Below are 23230 nucleotides of genomic sequence, written 5' to 3'. Positions count from 1 at the left end.
CACAACGATGCGGGCCTCAGGAGCATCGCTTATGGCCCGAGGGCGCTTCTACGATAGTTTGATGAGGTCGGGGGTCTGGGACAGTCAATCCAGATTGGCAGCGGACCTCGGCGAGTCAGCTGTGCAAGTAACCCGTTGTCTAAAAGCGTCTCGCCTCCTGATGTCGTCGTTCGGGTTTTTGGAGATGAAAAACGCATTTCTTTTCGAACCTTGGTTCTTCTCGGCGAAGTGTCGCCTCAGATCGGAGCATTGAATCTTGCCGCAAACGCGGTAAGATTAGGATAACGAAATTATGTTACTGTGCGTGAGATCCTCTTGGCACTTTTTGACGGAGCTGCAGCTCAGAGGGGCGCCGCGCTGCAGCTGCGACTAGCGGCGCGTCCGAGAGAGGACTTCGTGAGGCTTTACAGCAGCAATCTCAAGCAGTTGCGACAAAATATTCCCCGTGTTGAACGGCGGCTGATGCTGCTCGTGGAGCTCATGGGCTGGAACAACAGCCGGTCCCGCTGAACGCTGGGCGCCGCGCCGGTGCTCCCTGATCAGCGGGGAATGCCGCGATCTTGCTAACGACCAACCCGTTTTAACCCTAGGCTCCCACGGGTTCTTGACCTGGGCGCCACGTGTTGATACCCATTGCTATTTCCACCAGATATTCGGCCGCGAAATGCTGCATTCTCGGCAAGCGACAACTCTTCACCAGCCTTTCGGCGCGCTCGCTCGTCAAGCCGATTGATCTTCCACGGCTTTGACCTTCGAAATCGCCAAACCATCGAACTGACTGCTAACAAGCGCTTCCATAAGCGAGACGGTGCCTTCCGTCGCGGCAGACACCTGTCTACGGCTAATGGCATTCGCATCAGCGAGCTAAAGGGCTATTGATTTCGGGCTGTACATCCCGAAGGTTGCAAATTGGAGCACTTGGCGCACGCGGAAAACACGCAATCTTTTGCTTTCGGCCGTGCAACACCTACCTGGGGAGTCAGCAAGCGACGTGAAATCGCTAACTCGGCGTCAAACAGGTGGTGGAACCAGCCGCAAATCTTGCAGGACGAGGCCCTCATTGAAACGACTGGCCTCGGGTGACAAGCCGTTCCCCTAAGAGCAGATCCACGCTCGGGTTAGCGCCCCTTGCCGTTCCGCGATCTATTGAATACATAGCCGGCGAATCCGTCCTTGAGATCCGGGTATTTCGCTATCATTGCATCCGACAATTCCGCACTGGGATCGATGCCTAACCGCCGCAACGTCAGTTTTCCCGCGGGCGTCCCTTTATAGGTTCGTCGCCAGTCCTCCTGCTGCTTAATCGTCGCCGCTTCGTATGCTGCCCAACCGAGGCGGACCTCCTCGACCATTCTGTCTTGTGCGTGCACTTCTTGCGCAGCGATCCGCAAAGCCATGCGTGTTTGGACCTGCTGCTTCTCTTGCAACTCGCGTTTCTCTTCCTGTGCAAGGCTCTCTTGGATGTGCACCATCTGGCGTTCAGCGTCGGAAACAATCCACTGCTCTTTCAGAGCCTTCATGAAGAACCCGGCAGGGCTCTTCGAGATGTTGCCGAGCTTTAGGCTAAAACGCGTGCGCTCAATTGCCTGCTCCAGGCGTTCGTCGGTGTATTTGTCTCGATCTGCCGCGATCTGATTCAGCTGCGCGCTCGACAGTCCGAGTTCCTGCTTCAACGTCCTATACAGGGCTTGCGCCTGTTCATGCGTGTGCAAGACCCGCTCCGCCAACTCCTTCCGCTCAATGCGAAAGCGCAGGCGTCCGATCTTTCGGGAGCCGGGCTCATTGCGCGTCTCATAGGAAATGTTCAGATCCGAAACTTCGTTGATCTGCTCCACGGCCGGCGCCAACCAGTCTCGCTTGAAATATTTGAACTCGTACGCCTTGGCGCCCATTGCCCCTTGCCACGAGCGAAGCTCCTCTAACTCGAGCCAATCGGTTATCCCATCGTCCGCGTATGGCAACAGGTGATCGTACATCACTCGCGCGTAGCTGAGCGTGAACAGCGATGTTATACGCAGGCTTAGCCAGTGCGACTTCCCTGGCCCGCGTATTATCCCTATGAGGTCAGGTGGGACTCTGAACTGGAAGCGTCCGCCCTGATAAGAGATTCGACCGATTAACTGCACAGAGCCAAATGGCTTGCTTCCGTCGGCCTCTGGTGCAGTGGTGGCTTGTATCAAAGCTCTTTGCGCTTCAGTGATAACTTGCTCAAGGTGCGCGTTGTTACGGCTTGAGTACCGCATGAGCCACTTAAAGTAGTCCAATTCAACGTCATACAGATCCCGCGGCTGCTCTTCCTGTGCGACGATGAAGTAGGCCGCGTCAATTAAACGCCGAGCAGCCACCCCAAGATCGATGATGCGTATGAGAACGTTTTTTCGAGCAAATCCAATGTCTGAGCGGGCGGCGTCGAGCGGCAAGTCCTCAGCGCTTGCGTCGTCGAATAAGGCCAGTGCTAGTTGCCTAGATGTGGCCACTTGCCCTGCTATCGCCATTCGGCCTCCCGGTCGTTGTTTGTTCTCTGGTTGCCACGGAACCGTACCGTACCGACACAAAGGTGCGGTGTCAACACAGATGACCTCACCTTGCAGCGTCTCGAATCACAATTAGCCTCACCTTGAAAAAATCGCGCTCAAAGTACCTCACCTTGCTGCGCTAGCAAACCTCACCTTCGCGCCCAAGCCGTCTCACCTTTCCCGCCAATTAACCTCACCTGTTGGCTCAATCCACAGCACCTTCGGCACAGAACACCTCACCTTAGAAAGATAAGGCCTTGAATCTTAAGCCTTCGTTCCTACAGGTTAGTAGTGGGTTGGTTTTCTTTTTTTTCTAAAAATACAAACAACCTAACGCGGAGGACCGCGACAAACGACGTGATCAAGGTGTCGCGTCCGAGATCACTTGCTGGGAGCAACCCGCGACTGTACTCAACGATTGAAAGTCAACCAGAGGCCCTTTAAGAACAGCGAGACGTCAACAGCGCCTGCCCGAGCAGCTCGAGAAAGGTGAGGTGATTTGTGCAGCGGGGTGAAAAGACGCGCGCTCCTCTCCGGTTTGGCGTCGGTAAGGTGAGGGTTTTTGTGACAGCTGATGGACTGCGATGCAACGGACCGAGAGACAATGGTCGGAGTTTTCGCGCTTATATGGGGCTAAGTGCCTGAAAGTTATAGCGTTGCGGTTGCCGATCGCGTCCGTCTCAGCAGGGCATTGCTGTAGCTATTCTTCGGTGCCGCAGGTATTCTACGGTTCGGCGCTATTTGAATATCAAACCGTATAAACATCCGGTGAGTGTGCAGAAAACACCTCACCGTCAAATTTGGAAAGGAAACGCTAATGAACTTCAGCGAATTGCCTGGCATTGACCGAAGCGTCAAGCTCTCTCACCTTGGAGAGTTCGCTGAACGGCTGTCGGTCATGACGAATGAACTGCGCGACCAAATACTAGCGCCGCGTCCGCGAAAGGCACCTCCCTCATTTACTATCGGCGAGCTGTCGGAGCTCTGCGGGATCGATCGCCAGAAAATCAACTATCTGGCGACGAAAGAAGGTGGCGATCTACCGCCCGGCGAAACGCCCGGGACCGGTCGAGCACGAATATTTTCGCTTAAGGACGTACGCAAGTGGGTTCAGCAGGTATCTGACATCTACCAGACGCCTTTGGTTACCGGCACGCGCGAGCACCAGGGACGTGTTTTGATAACGGCCAACTTCAAGGGCGGTTCCTGTAAGACAACAACGACCATGTGTATCGGACAGGGCCTCAGTCTACGTGGTCGGAAAGTACTGGTTATCGACCTCGACCCGCAGGCGTCACTTTCAGAACTGTGTGGTCTATACGCGGAAAAAGATGTGACTTGGGAAGACACTGTGCTGCCATACATCTATGACCCAAATATCGAAGGCGGGCTGGGTGCCAAGGTGCAAAGCACGTATTGGGACGGACTCGACGTTATCCCGGCGCACAACTATTTGCACGACGCGGAGTTCCATCTCCCCACGGCACAAAAGACTAGCCCGGGTTTCGAATTCTGGTCTGTCCTTCGGAAGGGTATCGAGCCTCTGCGGTCCCAGTACGACTACATCATCTTGGACACGGCACCCTCTCTTTCGTACATGACGCTCAATGGCTTAATGGCGGCGGATTCGATGGTGATGCCTTTGGTGCCAGAAAGCTTGGACTTTATTTCGTCAGTATCTTTTTGGTCGCTGTTTGCCGAGGTCGCCAACGGCTTTGTTGAGCATGAGGTCGACAAGACGTATGACTTCATTTCGGTGCTTCTATCGCGCGTGGATTATGGCACGACGTCGTCCGCGCCGGTGGTGCGTTCGTGGGCGCAACGTGCATACGGGGATTGGCTACACACTACGGAGGTTCCGGCTAGTTCGGTGATGAGTAACGGTGCGCTGGCGTTTTCCACCGTGTTCGACTTGTCGCGAGCCGATTCCGTTGCCAAGACCTTGGCGCGTGTTAAGTCACCGCTCATGGAGTACTGCAAATGGATCGACGACCAATACGTTGCGCAATGGAGGGCTGGGCAATGAGCAACTTACGTGACCGCATGATGAGCAAGACAGCAGAGGTCCGAGCAGCGAAAGACATAAAGATTGAGCAACAGGACAAGCCGTCTAGCCCGCGCACGGCGCCCGGAATGGCCGGCGCGTTAGCTGCCGCACAGCAGCGCATCGTCGAACTAGAGAAATCAGGTGCGGCTTCTGAGCTCCCAGTCGGCGATATTGTGCCCAACCCTTGGCAGCCTAGGCAGGTCTTCAACGAAGCAAAGCTTACGCAGCTTGCGGAATCAATACGAGAGGCAGGGCTTGTCCAGCCCATTGTGGTTCGACGTGCTACGAACGGCTACCAGATCGTGGCTGGCGAGCGACGTTGGCGGGCGCACAAGATGATCGGCAAGCAGTCGATCAAGGTTGTCATCATCGAACTCTCCGACGAAGAGATGGCGATGCTGGCTCTGGTCGAAAATGTCGCGCGGGAGGATCTGTCCGACTACGAAGTGGCGCGTTCCATTCGGCGGGCGGAAACCGAGTTTCCGAACCGGAAGCGTATGGCGGAGGCGCTGGGGATGTCTCGATCCGAGTTGTATCGGTTCCTTGCTTTCGGCGAGTTGCCGGATTTCATCACCCAAGATCTAGACGTTCAGCCGCGACTGATGGGGGCGCACGCAGCCGAAGGCGTTGTATCGGCACTGCGCAACAAAAACGGTCGTGCGTTCGAGATCGCGCGGACCCTTTGGAGGAAGGTTGTGAGCGGCGAGCTCGACCAGACCAAGCTTGCACGGTCGATCAAAGCACAGATAGACGGGGACGGTAGACCGTCCGTCGGAGTGACTGATAGAACCATCGAGAAGATTTTTTCAGGGAAGAATCAAGCGGGGTCCATTACCAAAGATGCGGTTGGGTTTACCGTCAAAATCAAGGCGGGCATGATGTCGGCTGATAAGGAGCAGAAGATCCGGGCGCTTATCTCGGAGCTTTTCTCGAACGCCGAAGGCAGCCTTGAGTGACTGCCGCGCGGCCGCCTGAGGCAACGAGCTCACGAAAGCTCCGCCGATCGCGGCATGCGCCAGCGTTCCCCAGACGGTGTCCCCAGTGGGGACACGAGTGCTAGCGCTACGTTAGCCGGCTGACTGCCGAGCAAAAGGATTGCCCCTGCCGTCGCAAAGTTCGCGTCTTCACTGCGGGTGGGGCAACTGTCATCGACCCAGCGTGTGGCACCGGTTTTACGCCGCTTACGACGCAGCTTGCGGTCGTCGGCAAACAGGCACTTGTGTCCCCAGTGGGGACACGGCCTCGCAACCAGTTAGCCTCAAGATTTCGGCGCGGTTCCATCAGAGCCGTTCGCTTACGGTGTGACGCACAGCCACATCTTCGTCGCAACTGCGGTCTCCCCCGAACCCGTTCGCAGGCCGCCTTATTCCTAGCCGGTGCGAAGTCTGCCCGCGCCCCGGCAAAGTGAATCTGCTAGATAAGTGACGGAAAACTGACAGAAAGCGGTACGTCGCCGTTGACGCCCCGGCCGAGACGTCCGGAACTGTCAGAAAACTCCCAGATCTATTTCCCGAAGCACAACCAAAAGTGCCCACGACCTGTCGCTGACTGCCGTCTGCGCCCCGCATATTCTCCGCACGAAACTCGGCATTCAACAAGAGCCATGCCGACGCTCAGCGCAAGCTTTGCACTGCCAGCCGCCGCAGCGCCGTTTAGCGTAGGAACGCGACCTCTCGGCACCGGGTTCGGTTTTCGATTCGCGTGCCCTCTGGCCGTCGCGTCTTCGCCTACCTAGAGCCGCTCTGTGGTCACCGCAAGTTCGCCTCCCTCTATAGCGCCATTGGCCGATCCCTCTGGTTCCACAGTGCTGCGTGCAATGAGGTTGCATTGGCGCGGCTCTCCGGTCGCCGATCCGTGCCTTCTACGAACCAAGGTCTACGCGAGCTGTGGTCACGCGTCATTACGACGGCAGCGACACGGGTAACCGTAATCGGCGTTAAGGCGGTCGTCCCCGGGCGGCGAATGCCACCAGCGCCTCTCCGCGTCAGTTCGGCCCTGTCCGGTTTTGTGGCGTGGTGAGCGACTGTGATCGTCCTGAGTAAAAACGGACCGGCATCTGGATACTGCTCGACGACGCCTCCCGAAACGCGGCGATGTTCCGGTAGATACTAGGCAGCCGTAGCGGCCTCGCACGAGCGGGACATTGAATTGCTCGCCCTCGGGCCCAGTGGTTAGATGCCGGAACGTCCTGCCTCGGTGCGACGGATAGCGCAGACCTCCCAAATTCTCAGCGATAGACCTGCGCGGTGCGGTGCGGCCCACGCCACGCCCATTGCAGCCGTAGCCCCGGAAACGTTGGAGGATGGAATACCACATCGCGACGACCGACAGGTTCCGGTTAGCCTCCGCTGGACGTGCCTGAGCGTTCTTGGTGCGACGTTTTACTCTTCACGAATCATGTGAATCACTGGGTCGGCGCGCCAGCTAGTGGCCCCGTGCCGTCCCACGAACCATCGAAGTCACACCTCTCGATGCCTTGGTAGCGCGGTGCCGGTTTGCCAGCGCAGAAGGAGAGCGCAGAGGGTACCGGCGCGTAAGCTGGTGGCTTGATCACAGAACTCGCAGTGAACATGCAACCGAGCTCTTTTTCGCAAAAAGGTCTTCTGGCCAGCGTCAGTCGGCAGTGCGTCGGGCAAGGGCTGACGCCAATGGCAGTGTTGCAAATGTCGTCCGGCATTAAGCTTGCCGCCACAGCATCTACCATATCCCGTCATTCGCCGCGGCAGCGGAACATCGGAGATGTAGGCGGATCAGCATGGCCGTGCTCCGAGCGCCAGTTTGTCACACGCGCAGCTTTGGTCTCACGGCGACTGCCGCGCAGTGAGGTCGCACTCCCGTCATACCGAGGCTTCCACGACGCGTCGTCGCACTTGCCGGTGACGATAGAAGGCTTCGGCACTCAGGGTCCGCACGACGTTGGTAAGATGCATCAAATCCGTTGCCCGTCGCGTCCGGAGGTCGTCTGTCACATCGCTGCAGTCGGTGAACGGAGCCGATGGTGCCAGCCACCTTAATCATCGAGTGCTGGCGCCGGAACTGCTCCCTGCGGCGAAGAAATGATGGCAGGTCGTAACGCCCGTCCTGCCAAAAGAGGCGACGGCTAGCTTCGACATTAGTTAGGTAAGCTAAGCGATGGGGCCACGAACGAAATCGCAAGCGAATCGTCCGTGAAACAATGCCGAAGAACCCGGACTTGGTCCCAAGTCCTTGTTCGGCGGGACCTATTTGCCTTCGCCCGCCCAATGTTTCACGGCAAATCGACCGGCGTGGGAGTTCGCGACCTGCGGTTTTCACTCAAATACGGGGCGCTACAGCTAGTTTTCCTCATCAGTCGCTCTTTTCGTAGTGTTTGATACGTTTTTAATGTATTTATTACGAGCAAAGCGGGGAAATCCGAACTTTGGGACTGCGCGACCGCGCCATCAAGCACTTGGCACTCCAGCGCCGGGTCGCCAGAGCTAACTAGCGCTGTACTCATTTGGCAACCGGACGGCGGCTTCGAAGATGCCCGAGGTGCCCGGATGGTTCGCAGCTTCAGCGAAAGATCAACTTGGACTCAACGCACAGAGAACCGGAGAACGTTGTGGGCAACGCACGTATCGTTCGCGTTACGCACTTCCACGCGGTCGCGGCCCACGGTCGATCGGAGCGTCGGTCAACTTCATGGGCATCAGGTCCGATGTCCGGTGGACCAGCAACCTCTAGCCCGGTTCCGGCGTCGGCGCTCGAGCAAAGGCATTAGGGCTTTTAAAGGGTCATCGCAGCGGGGATGCTCTGCGCGATGTCGACAGAGCCGTCGTCCGGCCCCGCATAGCGGAGCCGCCCCCAAGCGTGCGCGATCGTCATGCTACGGCTGTCACCATTGGCCGGCGGCGGCAGCAGTGACCCGGGCCGATCTGGCCCGTTGATGGGCGGCTAAGCCTATCGCCAGAAAATGAAGGGGATGAAAGTTGTGGCTATCCGCCCCTTCGTTTCTGGACATCGACGGACGGCGCGTCAAACGCTCACACAACTAGTTTCGTCACTAGTCGTCAACTAACCTTGTGACTACGATGCGGCGGGTGGTCGTCGCTTGCGCACGACGCCCAGCCGACCGCTTGGTTGCGGCGTGTCCGCTTCACTCAAGAAACAGTGAGGGGCCCTTGGCCGTCGACAAACAGCTCGCTAGCGGCCACGCTCGCGGCCGTCGGGCTCGCGTTGACACTCGCGCCAAGGCAGGGTAGGGCAGCGGGACACTGCTGTCATGACGGGGCATTCTCGCGGAGCGCCCCGGTCCCGCTATGGCGTCGGTGACTGTCGGCGCGCACGCCTGCATGTCGAGCCTTTCGAGAGCGCGGGTTCTCGGGGGGGCGTGGGCGATGTGGCGAGAGACGCTTGTCGACCCACTCCGGTCAGACAACTTGCTCCAGACCGGTCAGTCAGCGGATTTCAAGTTTGCGGACCGGAATGCCAGTAAGCGGCCTATAAGGACCTTCCAGTTTTTGCAAGCTGGGTTTAGTGATTCATATGTTCGATTCCTGTATCGGTCAGTGGAGGACTACAACGACAACGGTTGGCGGCGTGACAGACTGCATGCCTATAAACGGCCTTGTTGGGCGCCATCACAACCGCGCCTGGGCCCGGATAGTAACCGCGCAGCAGGACTCCATCCGTTGGACGGCGAATACATTCGTGTAGCGCCTCACCGCTTATCGAGTTCGCCCGCTGCCGGTCTGACCTGTCGCTATCCTTCGTCAAATGCGTCCTCAACTTCGGAACCAGTTTATGGCGATGTCGTTTGGGGTATCAGGTGTTGGTATTCACAAATGCCGCTAGCCATGTTCACAGGAATGCTAGCGGCCAAAACGCCGGACGGCTTGCTGCGTAAGGCGGTGCGTGCGGTCAGCGCCATTCGACGCCTGTAGCGACGGTACAACAATCATAATGATGCTTGCTCAGTAACGCTGCTAGCGCGGCATCGGTGCTGGATATTAATTCTCACGGTCGACGCGATCCGAGAGGCACTTTTCATGGGTGGAGTTCAGTATCGTTACCGCCCGCATGCTGTCAGCAAGCGCTTCCGCGGTTTCTAACTTGGTTTAAGGAGCGGTAACTTTAACTCTTGTGCAAAGAGCTATTTTGATTAGCGCGTAGGGTAGTGTTCGGCCGCGGCCAGTTTCCGCGAGACGTATCCTGTTCGAAAAGCGGTGCTGTGGCCGCAACGTTTAGCGCGATGCTCGAAATGATCTACCAGCATATGCAAGGCACGCTAGCATAATTAATGGACATGCTAGCGGTGCTATGAACGCTGGCTAGCGCCAATTCTGAACTCCAACAAGTGCCGATGTTCATGATGCGTTCTCCTTTCGGTTGAACAAGGTTCGCGCCAATCGCGTCCTTGTTGTGATCCGCCCGGCGGGGAACGGGCTGGCTGCACCGCTTGCGGCCGCAACGCAGTGGAGGACCGGGAGGCGAAAAAAATTTGTCTTGCGAGGAATGCGCGCAGCGCAGGGGAAATTGTTTTCGCCGGACTGTTGCAGTCGTGAAATCCGAGGCGCAGCCGTGCCCTCGCCAGGATTCACACAAGACAAGGACGCCATGGCGCCGACCCACCCCGAAAGGAGTCGTGGCCGACTCGGCATCCCTGCTGCATAGCTTCACCGACTTACACCCTGGCGCGGGCGAGGTCCATCCCCGCAACGACAGATGAGAACGTCCCCGCCGCATTCGGCAGCGCCATGTTTGTGTCTCGACGTGGAAGCTCCATGGGCAAGGCCGGGCAGTATGTCGGGGAACCATCCTTCGTGACACGTGAGCGGTGTACCGCCAGCGTCACAGCACGTTTTCGAACAACCTGCCGCAGCAAACCGGGGCGCAGTCCTGAGCCCAGCGCATTGCGGTGAGGCGTCTCCGGGCCAGCCCCTAGAGGCAAGCGACTGCCCGCAGAACCGCAGGCGCGGATGGATCGAAACCGAATGGCCGTGACGCTATTGGCGGACCGGGGCGCAGCCTGAAAGCCTGGCGGCGCTTGCGCCGACACGCCCAAGATATCCAAGCTGGGTAGGACAGCGGCGGAAACAACGTCAAGCGATCGCCTGCGTAGGCTCCAACCAGCAGTGGCACTGAGCCAAGTACCGAGTCAACCGAACCACGAAGCAGTGCCCACTTGACATCCCATTTAGGGATTTGTACTATTCATCCCTAACAGGGATAAATCATGCAACTCCTCGGCACATCCAGGCTAGAGAACTTCATGCAAGAGCGCGAGGATTCCCGCGCGCCCTTCGATGCCTGGCGCCTGGAAGTCGAGGAAGCGCAGTGGGCTGGACCGGACGATGTACAAGCGCGATATGCCGACGCGTTTGTCCAACCCGACCGAGTAGTGTTCAGCATCAAGAACCTATACAAGATTGATGTGAAAGCTAGATTCAAGCACGGAGTTCTGCTGATCGAGAAGGTCTGGATGGCCACCACATCCAAGCCGGCTCGCAGTTCCGCCAAGAGCGCAGCCCTCAGGAGCAAGGCATGACGCATATGGTCCGCATACTGAAGAGCGATCAGGAGCTTGACGCCGCACTGCAGCGCATGGCCACGTTGATGGAGCAGGAGTTGTTGCCTGGCTCCGAAGACGAGGCAGAGTTCGAGTTGCTGAAACTGGTCATTAGCGATTACGAGTCCAAGCGGGTTGCCCGTCCAGTCGTCACGCCTCTACAAGCCATTGAATTCCGGATGGAGCAACAGCGGTTGACCCGCAAGGATCTTGAGCCTTATATCGGCTCTCAGTCCAAGGTTTCGGAGGTACTGTCTGGCAAGCGCCCTCTGAGCCTTCAAATGATCCGTCGTTTGCACAATGGCTTGGGCATTCCTGCCCAAGCCCTGCTCGGCTCGTCCGAAAATTTGAAGGGTGACGCCATAGACGAGGAAGCTGATTACGCCTACGACAAATTTCCCCTGAAGGAGATGCGCGAGCGCGGTCTGCTGAAAAGCGATATCAAGGACAAGGCACGGGAGCAGGTGCGCGCATTTCTGCAGCGCGTCGCGCAGCTGGATGTTGAGCCCGCACTGCTGCGAGCTCCCCTGCATCAAAGCGGCGCACGCACCATGGATACCTACGCGCTGCTGATTTGGCGAGCGGTCGTCGTGGACAAGGCGCATTGCAACCCACCGCAGGGCATCTACCGGGCAGACTCCATCACGCCAACCTGGCTTCGCGACTTGGCCAAGCTGTCGCGCTTCGAGCGTGGTCCGCTGCTCGCCCAGGAGTATCTGAGTCAACACGGCATCTGCCTCGTGATCGAGCCGCCTTTCAAGAAAACTTACCTTGATGGCTGCGCCATGCTGGATGGCGACCGTCCGATTATCGGGCTGACCCTGCGCCATGATCGGCTCGACAACTTCTGGTTCGCACTGCTGCACGAGGTGGTGCATGTACAAAAGCATCTGACTTCGGCCTGCCGCTTTATCGCAGACAACCTGGATGACAAGGGCCGCGCCGGGCAGGCCCAAGAAGATGAGGCAGATGCTGGTGCTCGTGATGCGCTGATCCCACCGGAATTCTGGTCGAAAGCAAAGGTTCGGGATACCCACGATGCCGAAGACGCCAAGGCATTAGCCAGTCAGGCAGGCGTGCATCCGTGCATCGTGGCTGGCCGAATGCGCTATGAAACGGGCAACTGGCGTTTGCTGAGCGGGTTCATCACTGAGGCAGGCTCCGTGAAGGCTTGCTTCTCGGAGCGGGGGCAATGAATGCTGCCATTTCCAACCCAACAAAAACGGGGGGCCGAATGACGAGCCAGAAATAGAAAACGGCCGAATACCGAAGCACCCGGCCGCTGGGTGACGAGCTTGTGACTCGCCGGATTGGCGTCTGCGATTGTCCATTGCCCGTTTCCTCCAGTCAAACGTGCAGATCGCCGAGCTCAATGCGTTCAACGCGGCTGTGGCCGTGATGCGCTACAAGCAACTGCGCGGGTTCTATACGGAGGCTGATCCCCTGTGTCATCTGCTCTTCGACTTGGCTGATCTAAAAATCGTGGGGCAGACCGACCATGAGATTTGAGGTGCAGCACGTTGAAGTCATGCCACAAAACCTACAGCCCGGCATCCTGTATGTTTCGCTGGAGTTCGAAACGGCACACCATCTCTGTGCATGCGGCTGCGGACACAAGGTCCGTACACCCTTGAGTCCCGCCGAATGGGAAGTACAGGAAACACCGCAAGGTGTGACGCTGCGTCCATCGATAGGCAGTTGGCAACTACCCTGTCGGTCCCACTACCTGATTCAGCGAGGTCAGGTGGTGTGGGCCGATCAGTGGAGCGATGCGCAGATTGTCGGAGGTAGAGCCCGAGACCAGCAACGGCTTCAAACCTATCTGGACAGCCGGCATCACAAGCGTCCTGGTTGGTGGAGCAGGCTTCTGCAATGGCTGGGCATCCGCAGTTGATGCAGCGAGCTGCAGGCCTTTGACACCGGGTGCGGCGACCGCCGCGCTCGGATTTTCTCGCGTCAAATGGCTCGTCGGTGACCGTGGGCGAACCTGGGCGCAATGACGGTAGCGGCACGTCGGTAGGGCCGCATGACTCCTTTATGAGCGGGTACGAACGACAGCGGCGCGCTCGGCGGTTTCCTCAAGTAGGCAAGTAAGCCCGACTGAAAGGCCGCTCCGCATCGCAAAGCTGCCGCTGTACACCCGGCGATAGAACCGTCCGCTTCGGGTCCAGAGCGTGTGAAAACGCAGTTTCCACACGCTCTCGGTCGCTTTATGCGTTTTGCATCGAGAGCTCAACCGAGGCGATCGCCGCGCGCGGTTGTTGGACGCTCCCCGGCCCATCAACAGCCGTTCACCTTCGCCGCTGCTGAGTCGCTCCCGAGACTGCTCCGCTTTCAGAAACCAGCCATTCATTCTGCAGGCGGGAGCAAGATCGCCCCTTGGAGCTTTCTCGACTTGCTGATTCCATTGGGACATCGGTGATAGGTTACGATGCCTCCGTTACGGGAGATTAACTGGAAGCCCCCAGAGTTTTCCTGCCCATGCGAGACAGCACAGAGGAGATACGGATGCAATCGCGGACCTTCGTCTTGCCGAAAGCCGGTGTGGCGTTTGACCAAAACAGTAAATGGCCTGCCGATAAGTGCACGGCCCTTAATGTACAGAAGTCGGTGGTGATTGTAGGCGCGAACGGTAGCGGGAAGACCCGTTTGGGCACGTGGATCGATCTATATTCGCCGCAGAAGGAATCAACGCTTCGTGTGTCTGCACAAAGATCGTTGACCATGCCCGATAGCTCGCAGCTTATTTCTCTCACGATTGCAGAGTCCGATTTAATCTACGGCTTTGGCAAGGCGACCGAGAACCAAAATCCCGCAGGATACAAATTGGTCAACCGCTGGGGCAGGCGTCCGTGCGCTTCGAGATAACAAGCAATTTCATCACCTCGACATAGTAGGCGTTATAGACCGTGACCGGCGAGGCGATGAAGAAATACAGGCACTTGGAGAGGACGGCATCCATGTGCTCGACGTGGCCGAAGTCGAAAATCTCTTCTGCACCCGTGAAGTCTTAGCGCTCTGCTCGACGCGCTTGGCAAGAGATGCACAGACCGATTTCGAGAAGATCGCCAAACTCGCCTTCGAACGTCTGAACTCGGAACTCGAGACGCAGGTTTCGATGCGCGTCGCCGCCGAGATCAAATATCGTTTGAATCTTTTCGACCTGAAGGCGAAGGGCCCGGATGCCCTCGACAACGCGCTCAAGCAGACGGTAGCGGACATTCATGTTCCCGTTCTATGTTCCGAAACAAAGGGATTGTTTGTCTCGTTGATTTCCCGAAACGACTACAACGGATTACTTAAATATTACAATCGAAAATCGTTGGCCTCGCAAATCGGAGCCACGATTGGCCTCGCAAATAAGGAGCTTCCGGCGCTCGTGTTGCGAATGGCGAGCGGTGACGGCGTGCACGCAATTCGGGAAGCCGTGCGACCGTACTTCGGCGATTTTAAAGACAAGATACCTGTGAAGCCGACTGAAGACCCTGCGGTTGTGGAGCCTTCGAGCGCTACCGTCTGACAGGTCCCCGCTGCTTGGCAGGCGCTATTACGTCCTCGCCGGCCGCAGGCAGCAGACGACATGCGCAGTCGGACGTCTCATACTAACTTGTGAGCGGTCGCTGCTGGTGCAGTGATCTGAATGGCGGCTCAGGGTCGTGCCCGGCCGACCGGCCTTCCTTGGCTGCGCCGACCCGTTGCACAATTCACATCAGGCGCTCATCGGCCAATAAGTTCTCGGCGGGCAAAGCATTCAAGGATGCAGTGAACGTTCACGGCTAACACCCACGCGTTCATTTTTACCTCGCTATAGGTGCCATGAACTGGCAGCCGATGCCAACACGATGCTAGTCTCGTTCAATTTTTACTACCGTTCACGCGTCGTGTACACTAGAGAAAATTGAACGGAGTCGCAGATGCACGCATCAGTCGCCGCCCTCGATCCTCTCCTCACGTCCGCCACGCAGGCATTCAGCGTCAGCGCGGGCGTTGCGACGTCGGTCATGCCAACGCCGCCTGGCACCGGCTACGACAGCGCAGTCGAGTTCGACCTGGATCCGCCGGTGCGCCGCGCGGCCGTCGTAGTGCCCTCAATCGACCGCCAGGAGCGGCTCTCCGCTCTAACTGCCACCAGCGGCCTGCACGACGCCCGGCATGTTCTTCTCGTGACGTCGTATCTTTCGCCTGCCCTTGTCGAGGCCTGCCGCAGCCTTGGCGTGAACGCGATCGACGAGGCTGGCAACGCGTTCTTGAAAGACGGTAACACTCTAGTGCTGATTTCCGGTCGTCCGCGCGTCAAAGAGCTCCGTCGACCCAGCCTCTGGTCCAAGCGATCGCTTCAGGTCATCCTCGCGCTGCTCGTTAGGCCAGCGCTACTCCACGAAAGCAGACGCACGATCGCAATGTTCGCCGGTGTGAGCACCGGCACCGCACACACCACCGTGCAAACGCTACTGCAGCGTAAGGACCTGACCGAGCGCAGGGACGGACTGGCTTTCACCCACTTCGACCGGTTACTCGATGAATGGGTCACCCTGTATCCCTCGCTTCTAAGGGAATCGCTGAAACTAGGACGATACCGCGCGACGGAGCCGAACTGGTGGACCGACATGCTGGCGTCGAACGACGAGTGGATGTTGGGTGGTGAGTCGGCCGCTGCGCTCATGACGAATTATCTGAAGCCGGAGGTCGTGACGGTGTACTGCACCAACGGAATCCCTACTCAGGTGATCAGCCGCGGTCGGCTGCGGCCGGACCCTACGGGAAACGTTGAATTTCTTAAGGCGCCCTTCGAGTTGAACCGCACCCCGGGGCTGGTCGACAACGTCGTCTATCCCGTGCTCGTGTACGCCGATCTCGTCGCGAGCGGTGACTCGCGCAACCTCGAAACCGCGAAGCTGATTCGTGACCGGTACATCCAACATGGCAATTAAGCTGCACGAGGCCCACCCTTTCCCAGAGATGTCCATTGCCGTCCTGCGCGACGTCCTGATCGCGGCGAATCAAGCCGGCGCAGCATGGTTTGTGGGCGGGGCGACGGCCCGCGATATCCTCACCACACACTGTTTCGGGATCGAGCAGTCGCGGGCGACCGCCGACGTCGACATTGGTGTGTGCATTGAAAGCTGGCAAGGCGACAGGGAACTGCGCGACGCGCTCATCGGGACAGGAAGGTTCGAGCCCAGTGGAGAAGCTCAGCGGCTCCACTACACCGCGCCCGACTCAGGCGAAAGGATGTGGCTAGATATCATTCCCTTCGGGGGACTCGAGCGTGAGGGCGACCGCGAGATTGAATGGCCAGGTGGCGCATTCCGGATGAACGTCGCAGGTTTTGGCGAAGCGCTGGAAGCGGCCGTCGAGGTTGAGCTGGCAGACGACGTCGTTGTGCTCGTAGCGTCCCTTCCGGCTCTCGCGATGCTCAAGATCCTCGCGTGGCGAGACAGGCACACCGCGCATGCGAGGGACGCGACAGATCTGCGGTTCCTGATGTCGAGATATGCAGACGCTGGTAACTACGATCGCCTCTACGACGGCGACGCTCTGGATCTTCTCGAAGCCCACGGATTCGATCCGGATGTCGCTGGAGCCGCACTTCTCGCACGGGACATGGCGGCTCTCGTCGCACCAGCAATCCGGCCGCTAATTATAGAGGCGTTGGCACCAGGCGAAGCCTATCCGCTGTTGCTTAACCAGATGCTGGGAGGGGGACACCGTATGCTACAGCTCGAAGGAGAAGGGACTGGTGCGATTGAGGCCCTGTTCAACGCATTTCGAACGACGTTCGAGCGAGTCTTGCGAGCGCTACCTGAGTAGATGTGATGTTCGAATGGCTTTTCCACGATGAATTCCGAGCGATTCCCAAGCAATACTGAAGGAAGGGGCGAGCGATGCGCTTAAGAAGATAGATCGTCAAATCCCGTTCGCGATATGCGGAACGCGCGAGGTATCTGGACTTTCGCATCATCGTGACCTAGGCTCCGAGTGCCTACGACAGCGCGCGAATTGCGAAAGGGGGCTCGATGATTGCCAAGACAACGGGGCCGTCCATGCGCAGACGGCACCTCCTAATGAAAGGCGTTCCGTTAGCTGTGACGTCGGCCGCCATCTTTCCGCTGCTTTCCTGTCGAACAAGCTCTCTTATAACCAGTGCGGCGCATTCACCAACCTTCGATCAAATACCGGCCGGCGTTAAGGCGGAAATCAAGGCATGGCCCATGCCCGACACGACAGGGCCGGGAGGTCCACGTTGACGACATTACTTCGTTCGGCAGCGAAGTAATGTCGTCACCTCGCATCAGCGCGAAGTAAAAGTGTCAATTCGCGTTCGGCCTCGACTGCCAAATTCTCGAGTGAGCGGCGAGCATAGTTGGCGGTTTGCGAAGTTTCGTGCGTCTAACATTCCAGAGTTCCTTCATGCGAGGAGATGAGGCGGGCGGTTGCCCGTTCACCATGAAAACTGAGCTAACGTCAATGATTGGCACTGCTATCAATGTTCATCCGCGGGACACATTCGTTGGGGATGGTGTGAGGGATTTGAACCGTAAAAGCAGCGACGGGTGGCGCATCGGCGTAGCGTGAGTCCCAACGAAGCAGGCAGTCAGCAAAGCCTTCGCATCCCATCGTCCGACATCTCCGAAATCGTATGACATGCAGAATTCGCCTTGGCGGTGACGACCGTGGCCTGTAGCTTCCCGAGCATGGCGAACAGTGCCGGCGCTATGGTGAGGCGAAGTTCTTCCTGGGTTCGTCGTTCCGAAGCACTTGTCTGAGATATACGAAACGGGTGTTGACAACATTACTTCGCTTTTGGTGACAACTTTGCTTCGTACTACGGGAATCGGTGCGGCCATTGCGTTGGCCCTTGCTGAACGCGGTGCAGATGTCGCCATAAAAGCCGACAGTGCGAATCCAGTTGCGGTGCAAAGCTCCGTCAGGCGCGCGGGCCAAGACTTGGGTGGGTTGGACATTCTGTTTGAAGCCCGGCTCGGACTTACATCGCCGCGTTGTTCTTCGCGTAGACCTTTCGCTTGTCCGCGAAGACATGGTTCAGGCGGACATCCCCCAAGGCGTGATGATGCTAACCGGCGTCGCGTCGGGAGTGTCGCGCGCAACGACGTCAGTCATGTCGAGCTCGCCGACTCAGCGCAGCAGACTTGCCAATCCTTCGCTTGCTGCTCTGGCGACCCTTACCAGCCGCGCCTGGCTCATTCCCTCGCGTGCGCTGCCGGACAGTCCCGACATGACGCTCGAAACGTAATCCGTCACGACGCTTGCCTCGCGAGGATGGGTTCGCGCGACAAATTCGCGAACCTGCGCACGGCGACGTTCCGCAACCCGTCGCGCTAGCACGGCGCTTTCACTGTCGCCATGACCGCGTGCAGCTTCGAGCACCAGGCAACCTCTTCGGTCGGGGTCATGTGAGTAAGTCTTGGCCGCACGTACGAACAGGTCCGTTAGCGCCTCGTCCGGCCGTCGACCTTCGCGCAGGATATCGCTCAGCGCAAGTTCGCTGCTCGCGTACCGCTCCAGCACGCTCGCGAAGAAAACCGCCTTGCTGCCGAACGCGGTATAGAAGCTCGGAGGGGTGACGCCGAGCGCGTTAGTCAGCGCGCTCAGGCCAACCGCATCGTAATCCGCTGCGTGGAACATCTGCTGGCCAATGGCAAGCGCGGTTTCGGGATCGAACGACCGCGGACGCCCGCGCCCCGGCTTCGCTTCGTTTTTTAAATTAGTGACCACTATAAAAGTCCCTTGCGTCGACGTTTCGTCAAATATATAGTGACCACTAGTTTAATTCAAGGAGCACGACATGACGCTTTCGAACGACGCACACTGGCGCGGCGAGACAGTTATGGTGATTGGCGGCAGCCGCGGTATCGGCGCGGCTATCGTGACGGCCTTCGCGGAGGCCGGCGCACAGGTCCGCTTCACCTATGCGGGTTCGGAAGAGGCAGCCTGCACGGTCGCCGAAAAGACCGGTGCGGTGGCCGTGCACGCAGATGCCGCGAATCGCACAGCGCTGCTCGATGCCGTCAAGGCTGCGGGCCCGCTCGACGTGTTCGTCTATAACGCGGGTGTGCTCGTGAGCGGCGATCCGCTTGCGCTCGAGGCCGACGCGGTCGATCGCCTGATCGACGTGAACCTGCGCGGCGCGTATCACGCATCGGTGGAAGCGGCGCGGCGCATGCCGGAGGGCGGACGCATCGTGGCGATCGGTTCGGTGCACGGCGACACCGTGCCGTTCGACGGCCTCGCTGCCTATGCGATGAGCAAGGCGGCGCTGCAAGGCATGGCGCGCGGCCTTGCGCGCGACTTCGGCCCGCGCGGCATCACGGTGAACGTGGTGCAGCCCGGTCCGACCGATACCGACATGAATCCCGCCGACGGCCCGCTCGTGCAATTGATGCATGACCAGATGGCTATCCGCCGTCATGGCGCCGCGCAGGAGGTCGCGAGCCTCGTCATGTATCTCGCCTCGCCGCCCGCGCGCGGCATCACGGGCGCTATGCACACCATCGACGGCGGCTTCGGCGCCTGAATCAGGGAGCACACGATGTCTAACGATTCCACCGTCACGCTTTACGTCACCTACGCGGGCGCGCACGGCGCGCGCTTCGATCGCACGTATTACGTCGATCGTCACTTGCCGCTGGTAATGCATCACTGGGCGCAATACGGCCTGACCAGCGTCGCCGCGTTCTTTCCGGCGACGGAGCAGCCCGGGACGCTGGCGATCTGCGAGTGCCGATTTCGCGATGATGCCGCGGTCGATACCGCCTTCGCCTCGCCCGAAGCTGCGGAAGTGATGGCTGATGTGCCGCGTTTCACCGATATTGCACCGCGCCGCCTGTGCGCGATGCCGCTATGAGAGGGCGACACGCATGAGGACACATTTCGCGCCGTGGGCGCATGCGCCGGTGCGCGCGATCCGGCGCGGCCATTTCTGGATTCCGGGCGAGCGCGTGACGAGCGGCGGCCGTACGTGTCAGCGCGGGCCGATGTATGTCGAATGGGAGGCGCCCGAAAGCGTCACGCGCCGATGGCCCGTCGTGCTGATGCACGGCGGCGGGTTTCAAAGCACCGAGTGGTTCGATACGCCGGACGGCCGGCCCGGCTGGGCGCAGCGTCTGGCGGAAGCGGGCTATGCGGTGTTGGTGGTGGACCGCCCGGGGCACGGGCGCTCGCCGTATCACGTCGATACGTTGGGGCCGATGGGACCGCCGTTCTCTTATGAAGGCGGCCGTCAGATCTATTTTCCGGGCGACGATGCGCGACATACGCAATGGCCGTTCGCCGCCCATGACGGCGACGCGATGGATGCGTTCATCGCCGGCTATGGTCCGCTGCCGGCCGACCTCGAAGCGTCGCAGACCATGGACGCGGATCGCACCGCCGCGCTGCTCGACCGCATCGGCCCGGCGATCCTGCTCACGCATTCGGCGTCGGGGCCGAACGGCTGGCTCGTCGCGGATCGTCGTCCGCAGCTCGTCAGGGCGATCGCACCCATCGAACCAATGGGCCCGCCGTTCGCAACGATTCCCAACATCGGCGAAATGCGCTGGGGACCGGCGGCCACGCCGCTGCGTTTCGAGCCGCCCGTGAGCGATCCTGCCATGCTGCGGCAGGCGCGGCCCGGCGAGTTCCGGCTGCCGTCGCTGGCGCACACGCCGATTCTCATCGTGACTGCCGAGGCATCGGCGTTCGCGGCGGCCAGTCCGCCGACCGCCGCGTTTCTGAATGCGTGCGGCGCGTCGGCGCAGGTGTTGAATCTGGCAGATCGCGGCGTGCATGGCAACGGCCACGGTCTGATCTACGAAAAGAACTCTGACGCGACGCTCGCGCCGGTGCTCGAATGGCTCGCATCTCTCAATTGAACAGGAGCGAACATCATGGAAATAGGGATCATCGGACTCGGCGCGATGTGACGCGCCATGGCGCGCAATCTGGCGCGCGCGGGACATGACGTCAAAGCGTGGAATCGCTCGGGCGGTTCGGTCGACGGCGTGACGATGGTCGCGTCGCCCGTGGAAGCCTTGCAAGGCGATGCCGTGCTCACGATGCTGTCCGACGACGACGCGATCCGCTCGTCGCTCATCGCATCCGGCATGCTGGCGCAGGCGAAGCGCGGACTCGTGCACGTCGTCACGTCGACAATCTCGGTGGCCTTTGCGCGCGAGCTCGTCGCGTTGCATGAACAGGCAGGCCTTCGTTATGTTTCCGCGCCCGTGCTCGGCCGTCCCGATGTCGCCGAGAAGGGCGAACTGAACGTGCTGGCGGGCGGCGCGCCCGATGCCGTGGAGGAAGTGCGTCCGCTGCTGGAAGTGATTGGCGGACGGATCTGGGACCTGGGCACCGAAGCGCCGACCGCGAATGCGGCGAAGATCGCCTGCAACATGATGATCACGATGGCGATTGAGGCGATGGCCGAAGCCGTCGTGCTGACGGAGGCAAACGGCTTGCCGCGCGAACGTTTCTTCGATGTGATTCTGAACACGCTCTTCGGCAGCCGTTCTTATCAGGTTTATTCGTCGAAGATCATGCATTCGGATTACGAGCCCGGTTTCAAGGCGACGCTCGGCTTGAAGGATTTGCGCCTGGCATCCGACGCGGCTCTGGAAGCAGGGCGCGTGCTGCCGATGCTGGCAGCCGTTCATGGCCGGATGGCGCAGACAGTCGAGGCAGGCATGGGGGACCGGGACTGGTCGCCGATGGCCGCACTTAGCGTCGGGCCGCCGGCTCTTCAGTCTGCATGCGGCAATCCCTAATAAACGGAGGCCAACGGCCCTTTGCGGGAACGTTTTCTTTCGAGGTAAAACGCAGCGGACGGTCCACGAGTGCAATTGCTATATCGCAATTTTGGCTCAATGCGATTTAACAAGACGAGCTGCGTTGTTGCGCTGTAGGGGCGCCGAAAATGGGGGGCTCTTCCAACCCCATCCCCAAGCGGCTTCATCTTCAATCTTTACCTGATCGGGAAAAGGAATGACCAAACTGATTGTCGTATGCACTGGCGACAAGAGCACCCGGTTCGACCAGAACTACTACGCGACCCAACACCTTTCGCTGGCGATGGAGTGCTGGGGGCAGTATGGCCTTGAGGCGGCTGACGCGTTCTACCCCGCTGGTGAAGGCGACGGATGGGTATCTATCGGGGTGTATCGATTTCGAGATCCCGCGGCGATCGAGGAGGCTCTTGCTTCACCGGAGATGGAACGCATCATGGCGGACGTGAACAACTTCACGGATTCACCCTTGGTTATGCGCACGATCTTCTCGCCTCTCTAAACACCGAACCTGGCCTATTCTGGAATCAATCCATGAACAAGCTAAAAGACAAGGTCGCCGTCGTGCGGGCGCTTGCAAAGGTATCGACGCGGGCATAGCCCGCCAGCTTGCGGCAGACGGCGCAAAGGTCGTCGTCAACTACGCCTCGAGCAAAAGTGGCGCTGACGAGGTCGTCGCCGACATAGAAGCGGCTGGTGGAAAGGCGGTGGCAGTGCGTGCGGATGTCACCAAAGAGGCCGACGTGGACGCGCTGATAAGAGGCGCCATCGACTCCTTTGGGCGTTTGGATATTGTGGTGGACAACTCCGGTGTCTATCAGTTCGCGAAGATAGAAGAGACCACAGAAGAGCTTTATCGCATGCAGTTCGACCTCAACGTTCTCGGGCCGCTACTGGTCGCGGGTGCGGCAGCGCCGTATCTGGGCGAGGGCGGCAGCATAATCAACATCAGCTCGAACGTTACCGCTGTTCTGCCGGCCGAGAGCGCTATCTACAGCGGCACGAAAGGTGCCGTTAACGCGATCACGGGGTGCTCGCGCGAAAACTTGGCCCACGCGGAATCAGGGTCAATGCCGTGAACCCCGGCTTGATTGAAACGGAAGGCACCCACGCTGCGGGGGCAATCGGTTCGGAGTTCCACGCGTGGAACGAGGCCCGGACGCCTCTTGGTCGCATCGGACAAGTGCAAGACATCGCGCCGATCGTCTCTTACCTCGCATCGGACGATGCGCGCTGGGTGACCGGCGAGATCATCGTCGGTTCGGGAGGCGTGCGCTGAGTGTGTGAAGTGCGCCGCACGGGTGAAGCGGTGTGGCGCGCTTGCATGTCATAACTCGACGAGAACGCGCCTTGCTTA

General features: G+C 59.2%; 17 protein-coding genes and 1 pseudogene. 15 read left to right on the top strand and 3 right to left on the bottom strand.

Features of this window, described 5'->3' with window-relative positions; genetic code table 11:
* Positions 1-1118: 1118 nt before the first annotated feature.
* Positions 1119-2495: a replication initiation protein gene (locus tag CUJ91_RS32715; RefSeq protein ID WP_114158302.1), complete on the bottom strand. Its 1377-nt coding sequence runs from the start codon at positions 2493-2495 to the stop codon at positions 1119-1121.
* Between the two features lie 838 nt (positions 2496-3333).
* Between CUJ91_RS32715 and CUJ91_RS32710 the strand changes: the two genes are divergently transcribed.
* From CUJ91_RS32710 to CUJ91_RS35040, 6 genes are all read left to right on the top strand, one after another.
* The gene (locus tag CUJ91_RS32710) at positions 3334-4542 is read left to right on the top strand and encodes an AAA family ATPase (protein WP_114158301.1); all 1209 of its coding nucleotides are present in this window, start codon (positions 3334-3336) and stop codon (positions 4540-4542) included.
* Positions 4539-5519 carry a ParB/RepB/Spo0J family partition protein gene (locus CUJ91_RS32705; RefSeq protein ID WP_114158300.1) on the top strand — a complete coding sequence of 327 codons (981 nt, stop codon included), beginning with the start codon at positions 4539-4541 and terminating at the stop codon, positions 5517-5519. Before CUJ91_RS32710 ends, CUJ91_RS32705 begins: the two co-directional genes overlap by 4 nt.
* A 5240-nt stretch (positions 5520-10759) precedes the next feature.
* Entirely contained in the window at positions 10760-11071 is a 312-nt protein-coding gene (locus tag CUJ91_RS32700) for a type II toxin-antitoxin system HigB family toxin (protein WP_114158299.1), read from the top strand.
* Positions 11068-12288, top strand: a complete 1221-nt coding sequence (locus tag CUJ91_RS32695) for an ImmA/IrrE family metallo-endopeptidase (RefSeq protein WP_244231178.1) — start codon at positions 11068-11070, stop codon at positions 12286-12288. Before CUJ91_RS32700 ends, CUJ91_RS32695 begins: the two co-directional genes overlap by 4 nt.
* Positions 12289-12415: 127 nt before the next feature.
* A complete protein-coding gene (locus CUJ91_RS32690; RefSeq protein ID WP_114158298.1) occupies positions 12416-12601 on the top strand; it encodes a hypothetical protein in 186 nt (61 codons plus the stop codon).
* Positions 12591-12986, top strand: coding sequence for a ubiquitination-like system serine protease family protein (locus CUJ91_RS35040; protein ID WP_114158297.1), 396 nt, complete (start codon positions 12591-12593; stop codon positions 12984-12986). The genes CUJ91_RS32690 and CUJ91_RS35040 overlap by 11 nt, the downstream gene beginning before the upstream one ends.
* Positions 12987-13922: 936 nt before the next feature.
* Here CUJ91_RS35040 and CUJ91_RS35165 read toward each other — a convergent pair.
* Positions 13923-14054 carry a hypothetical protein gene (locus tag CUJ91_RS35165; protein WP_279635449.1) on the bottom strand — a complete coding sequence of 44 codons (132 nt, stop codon included), beginning with the start codon at positions 14052-14054 and terminating at the stop codon, positions 13923-13925.
* Here CUJ91_RS35165 and CUJ91_RS32680 point away from each other — a divergent pair.
* The 3 genes from CUJ91_RS32680 to CUJ91_RS32670 all read left to right on the top strand — a co-directional run bounded on the left by CUJ91_RS32680 (position 13995) and on the right by CUJ91_RS32670 (position 16903).
* Positions 13995-14612, top strand: a complete 618-nt coding sequence (locus CUJ91_RS32680) for a hypothetical protein (protein WP_244231185.1) — start codon at positions 13995-13997, stop codon at positions 14610-14612. The two genes, CUJ91_RS35165 and CUJ91_RS32680, sit on opposite strands and share 60 nt — an antisense overlap.
* A 394-nt stretch (positions 14613-15006) precedes the next feature.
* Positions 15007-16023 (top strand): type IV toxin-antitoxin system AbiEi family antitoxin, encoded by a 1017-nt coding sequence (locus CUJ91_RS32675; protein ID WP_114158295.1) that lies wholly within the window; start codon positions 15007-15009, stop codon positions 16021-16023.
* Positions 16013-16903: a nucleotidyl transferase AbiEii/AbiGii toxin family protein gene (locus CUJ91_RS32670; protein WP_114158294.1), complete on the top strand. Its 891-nt coding sequence runs from the start codon at positions 16013-16015 to the stop codon at positions 16901-16903. Before CUJ91_RS32675 ends, CUJ91_RS32670 begins: the two co-directional genes overlap by 11 nt.
* 1326 nt (positions 16904-18229) lie before the next feature.
* Here the strand turns inward: CUJ91_RS32670 and CUJ91_RS32660 are convergent.
* A complete protein-coding gene (locus CUJ91_RS32660) occupies positions 18230-18739 on the bottom strand; it encodes a TetR/AcrR family transcriptional regulator (RefSeq protein WP_153067659.1) in 510 nt (169 codons plus the stop codon).
* A 160-nt stretch (positions 18740-18899) separates the two neighbouring features.
* Here CUJ91_RS32660 and bdcA point away from each other — a divergent pair, with 160 nt between their 5' ends.
* The 6 genes and pseudogenes from bdcA to CUJ91_RS32630 all read left to right on the top strand — a co-directional run bounded on the left by bdcA (position 18900) and on the right by CUJ91_RS32630 (position 23152).
* Entirely contained in the window at positions 18900-19628 is a 729-nt protein-coding gene (gene bdcA / locus CUJ91_RS32655) for an SDR family oxidoreductase (RefSeq protein WP_114158292.1), read from the top strand.
* A 15-nt stretch (positions 19629-19643) separates the two neighbouring features.
* A complete protein-coding gene (locus CUJ91_RS32650) occupies positions 19644-19958 on the top strand; it encodes an EthD family reductase (protein ID WP_114158291.1) in 315 nt (104 codons plus the stop codon).
* Between the two features lie 13 nt (positions 19959-19971).
* Positions 19972-20964, top strand: a complete 993-nt coding sequence (locus tag CUJ91_RS32645; protein ID WP_114158290.1) for an alpha/beta hydrolase — start codon at positions 19972-19974, stop codon at positions 20962-20964.
* A 57-nt stretch (positions 20965-21021) separates the two neighbouring features.
* Complete coding sequence (locus tag CUJ91_RS32640; protein WP_244231177.1) at positions 21022-21855, top strand: NAD(P)-dependent oxidoreductase; 834 nt, start codon at positions 21022-21024, stop codon at positions 21853-21855.
* Between the two features lie 217 nt (positions 21856-22072).
* A complete protein-coding gene (locus tag CUJ91_RS32635) occupies positions 22073-22375 on the top strand; it encodes an EthD family reductase (RefSeq protein WP_114158289.1) in 303 nt (100 codons plus the stop codon).
* A 32-nt stretch (positions 22376-22407) separates the two neighbouring features.
* Positions 22408-23152, top strand: a pseudogene (locus CUJ91_RS32630) (SDR family oxidoreductase).
* The last annotated feature ends 78 nt before the right edge of the window (positions 23153-23230 follow it).

Source organism: Paraburkholderia graminis, from assembly GCF_003330785.1.
Taxonomy (GTDB): domain Bacteria; phylum Pseudomonadota; class Gammaproteobacteria; order Burkholderiales; family Burkholderiaceae; genus Paraburkholderia; species Paraburkholderia graminis.
Note: the sequence above shows the minus strand (reverse complement) of the source record. Positions and strands in the feature narration are given on the sequence as shown.

What these genes read in the sequence shown, in the direction of transcription:
- CUJ91_RS32715 (WP_114158302.1), bottom strand. Translation starts at nt 2,495, where the DNA reads ATGGCGATAGCAGGGCAAGTGGCCACATCTAGGCAACTAGCACTGGCC.
- CUJ91_RS32710 (WP_114158301.1), top strand. Translation starts at nt 3,334, where the DNA reads ATGAACTTCAGCGAATTGCCTGGCATTGACCGAAGCGTCAAGCTCTCT.
- CUJ91_RS32705 (WP_114158300.1), top strand. Translation starts at nt 4,539, where the DNA reads ATGAGCAACTTACGTGACCGCATGATGAGCAAGACAGCAGAGGTCCGA.
- CUJ91_RS32700 (WP_114158299.1), top strand. Translation starts at nt 10,760, where the DNA reads ATGCAACTCCTCGGCACATCCAGGCTAGAGAACTTCATGCAAGAGCGC.
- CUJ91_RS32695 (WP_244231178.1), top strand. Translation starts at nt 11,068, where the DNA reads ATGACGCATATGGTCCGCATACTGAAGAGCGATCAGGAGCTTGACGCC.
- CUJ91_RS35040 (WP_114158297.1), top strand. Translation starts at nt 12,591, where the DNA reads ATGAGATTTGAGGTGCAGCACGTTGAAGTCATGCCACAAAACCTACAG.
- CUJ91_RS35165 (WP_279635449.1), bottom strand. Translation starts at nt 14,054, where the DNA reads ATGGATGCCGTCCTCTCCAAGTGCCTGTATTTCTTCATCGCCTCGCCG.
- CUJ91_RS32675 (WP_114158295.1), top strand. Translation starts at nt 15,007, where the DNA reads ATGCACGCATCAGTCGCCGCCCTCGATCCTCTCCTCACGTCCGCCACG.
- CUJ91_RS32670 (WP_114158294.1), top strand. Translation starts at nt 16,013, where the DNA reads ATGGCAATTAAGCTGCACGAGGCCCACCCTTTCCCAGAGATGTCCATT.
- CUJ91_RS32660 (WP_153067659.1), bottom strand. Translation starts at nt 18,739, where the DNA reads ATGTTCCACGCAGCGGATTACGATGCGGTTGGCCTGAGCGCGCTGACT.
- bdcA (WP_114158292.1), top strand. Translation starts at nt 18,900, where the DNA reads ATGACGCTTTCGAACGACGCACACTGGCGCGGCGAGACAGTTATGGTG.
- CUJ91_RS32650 (WP_114158291.1), top strand. Translation starts at nt 19,644, where the DNA reads ATGTCTAACGATTCCACCGTCACGCTTTACGTCACCTACGCGGGCGCG.
- CUJ91_RS32645 (WP_114158290.1), top strand. Translation starts at nt 19,972, where the DNA reads ATGAGGACACATTTCGCGCCGTGGGCGCATGCGCCGGTGCGCGCGATC.
- CUJ91_RS32640 (WP_244231177.1), top strand. Translation starts at nt 21,022, where the DNA reads ATGGCGCGCAATCTGGCGCGCGCGGGACATGACGTCAAAGCGTGGAAT.
- CUJ91_RS32635 (WP_114158289.1), top strand. Translation starts at nt 22,073, where the DNA reads ATGACCAAACTGATTGTCGTATGCACTGGCGACAAGAGCACCCGGTTC.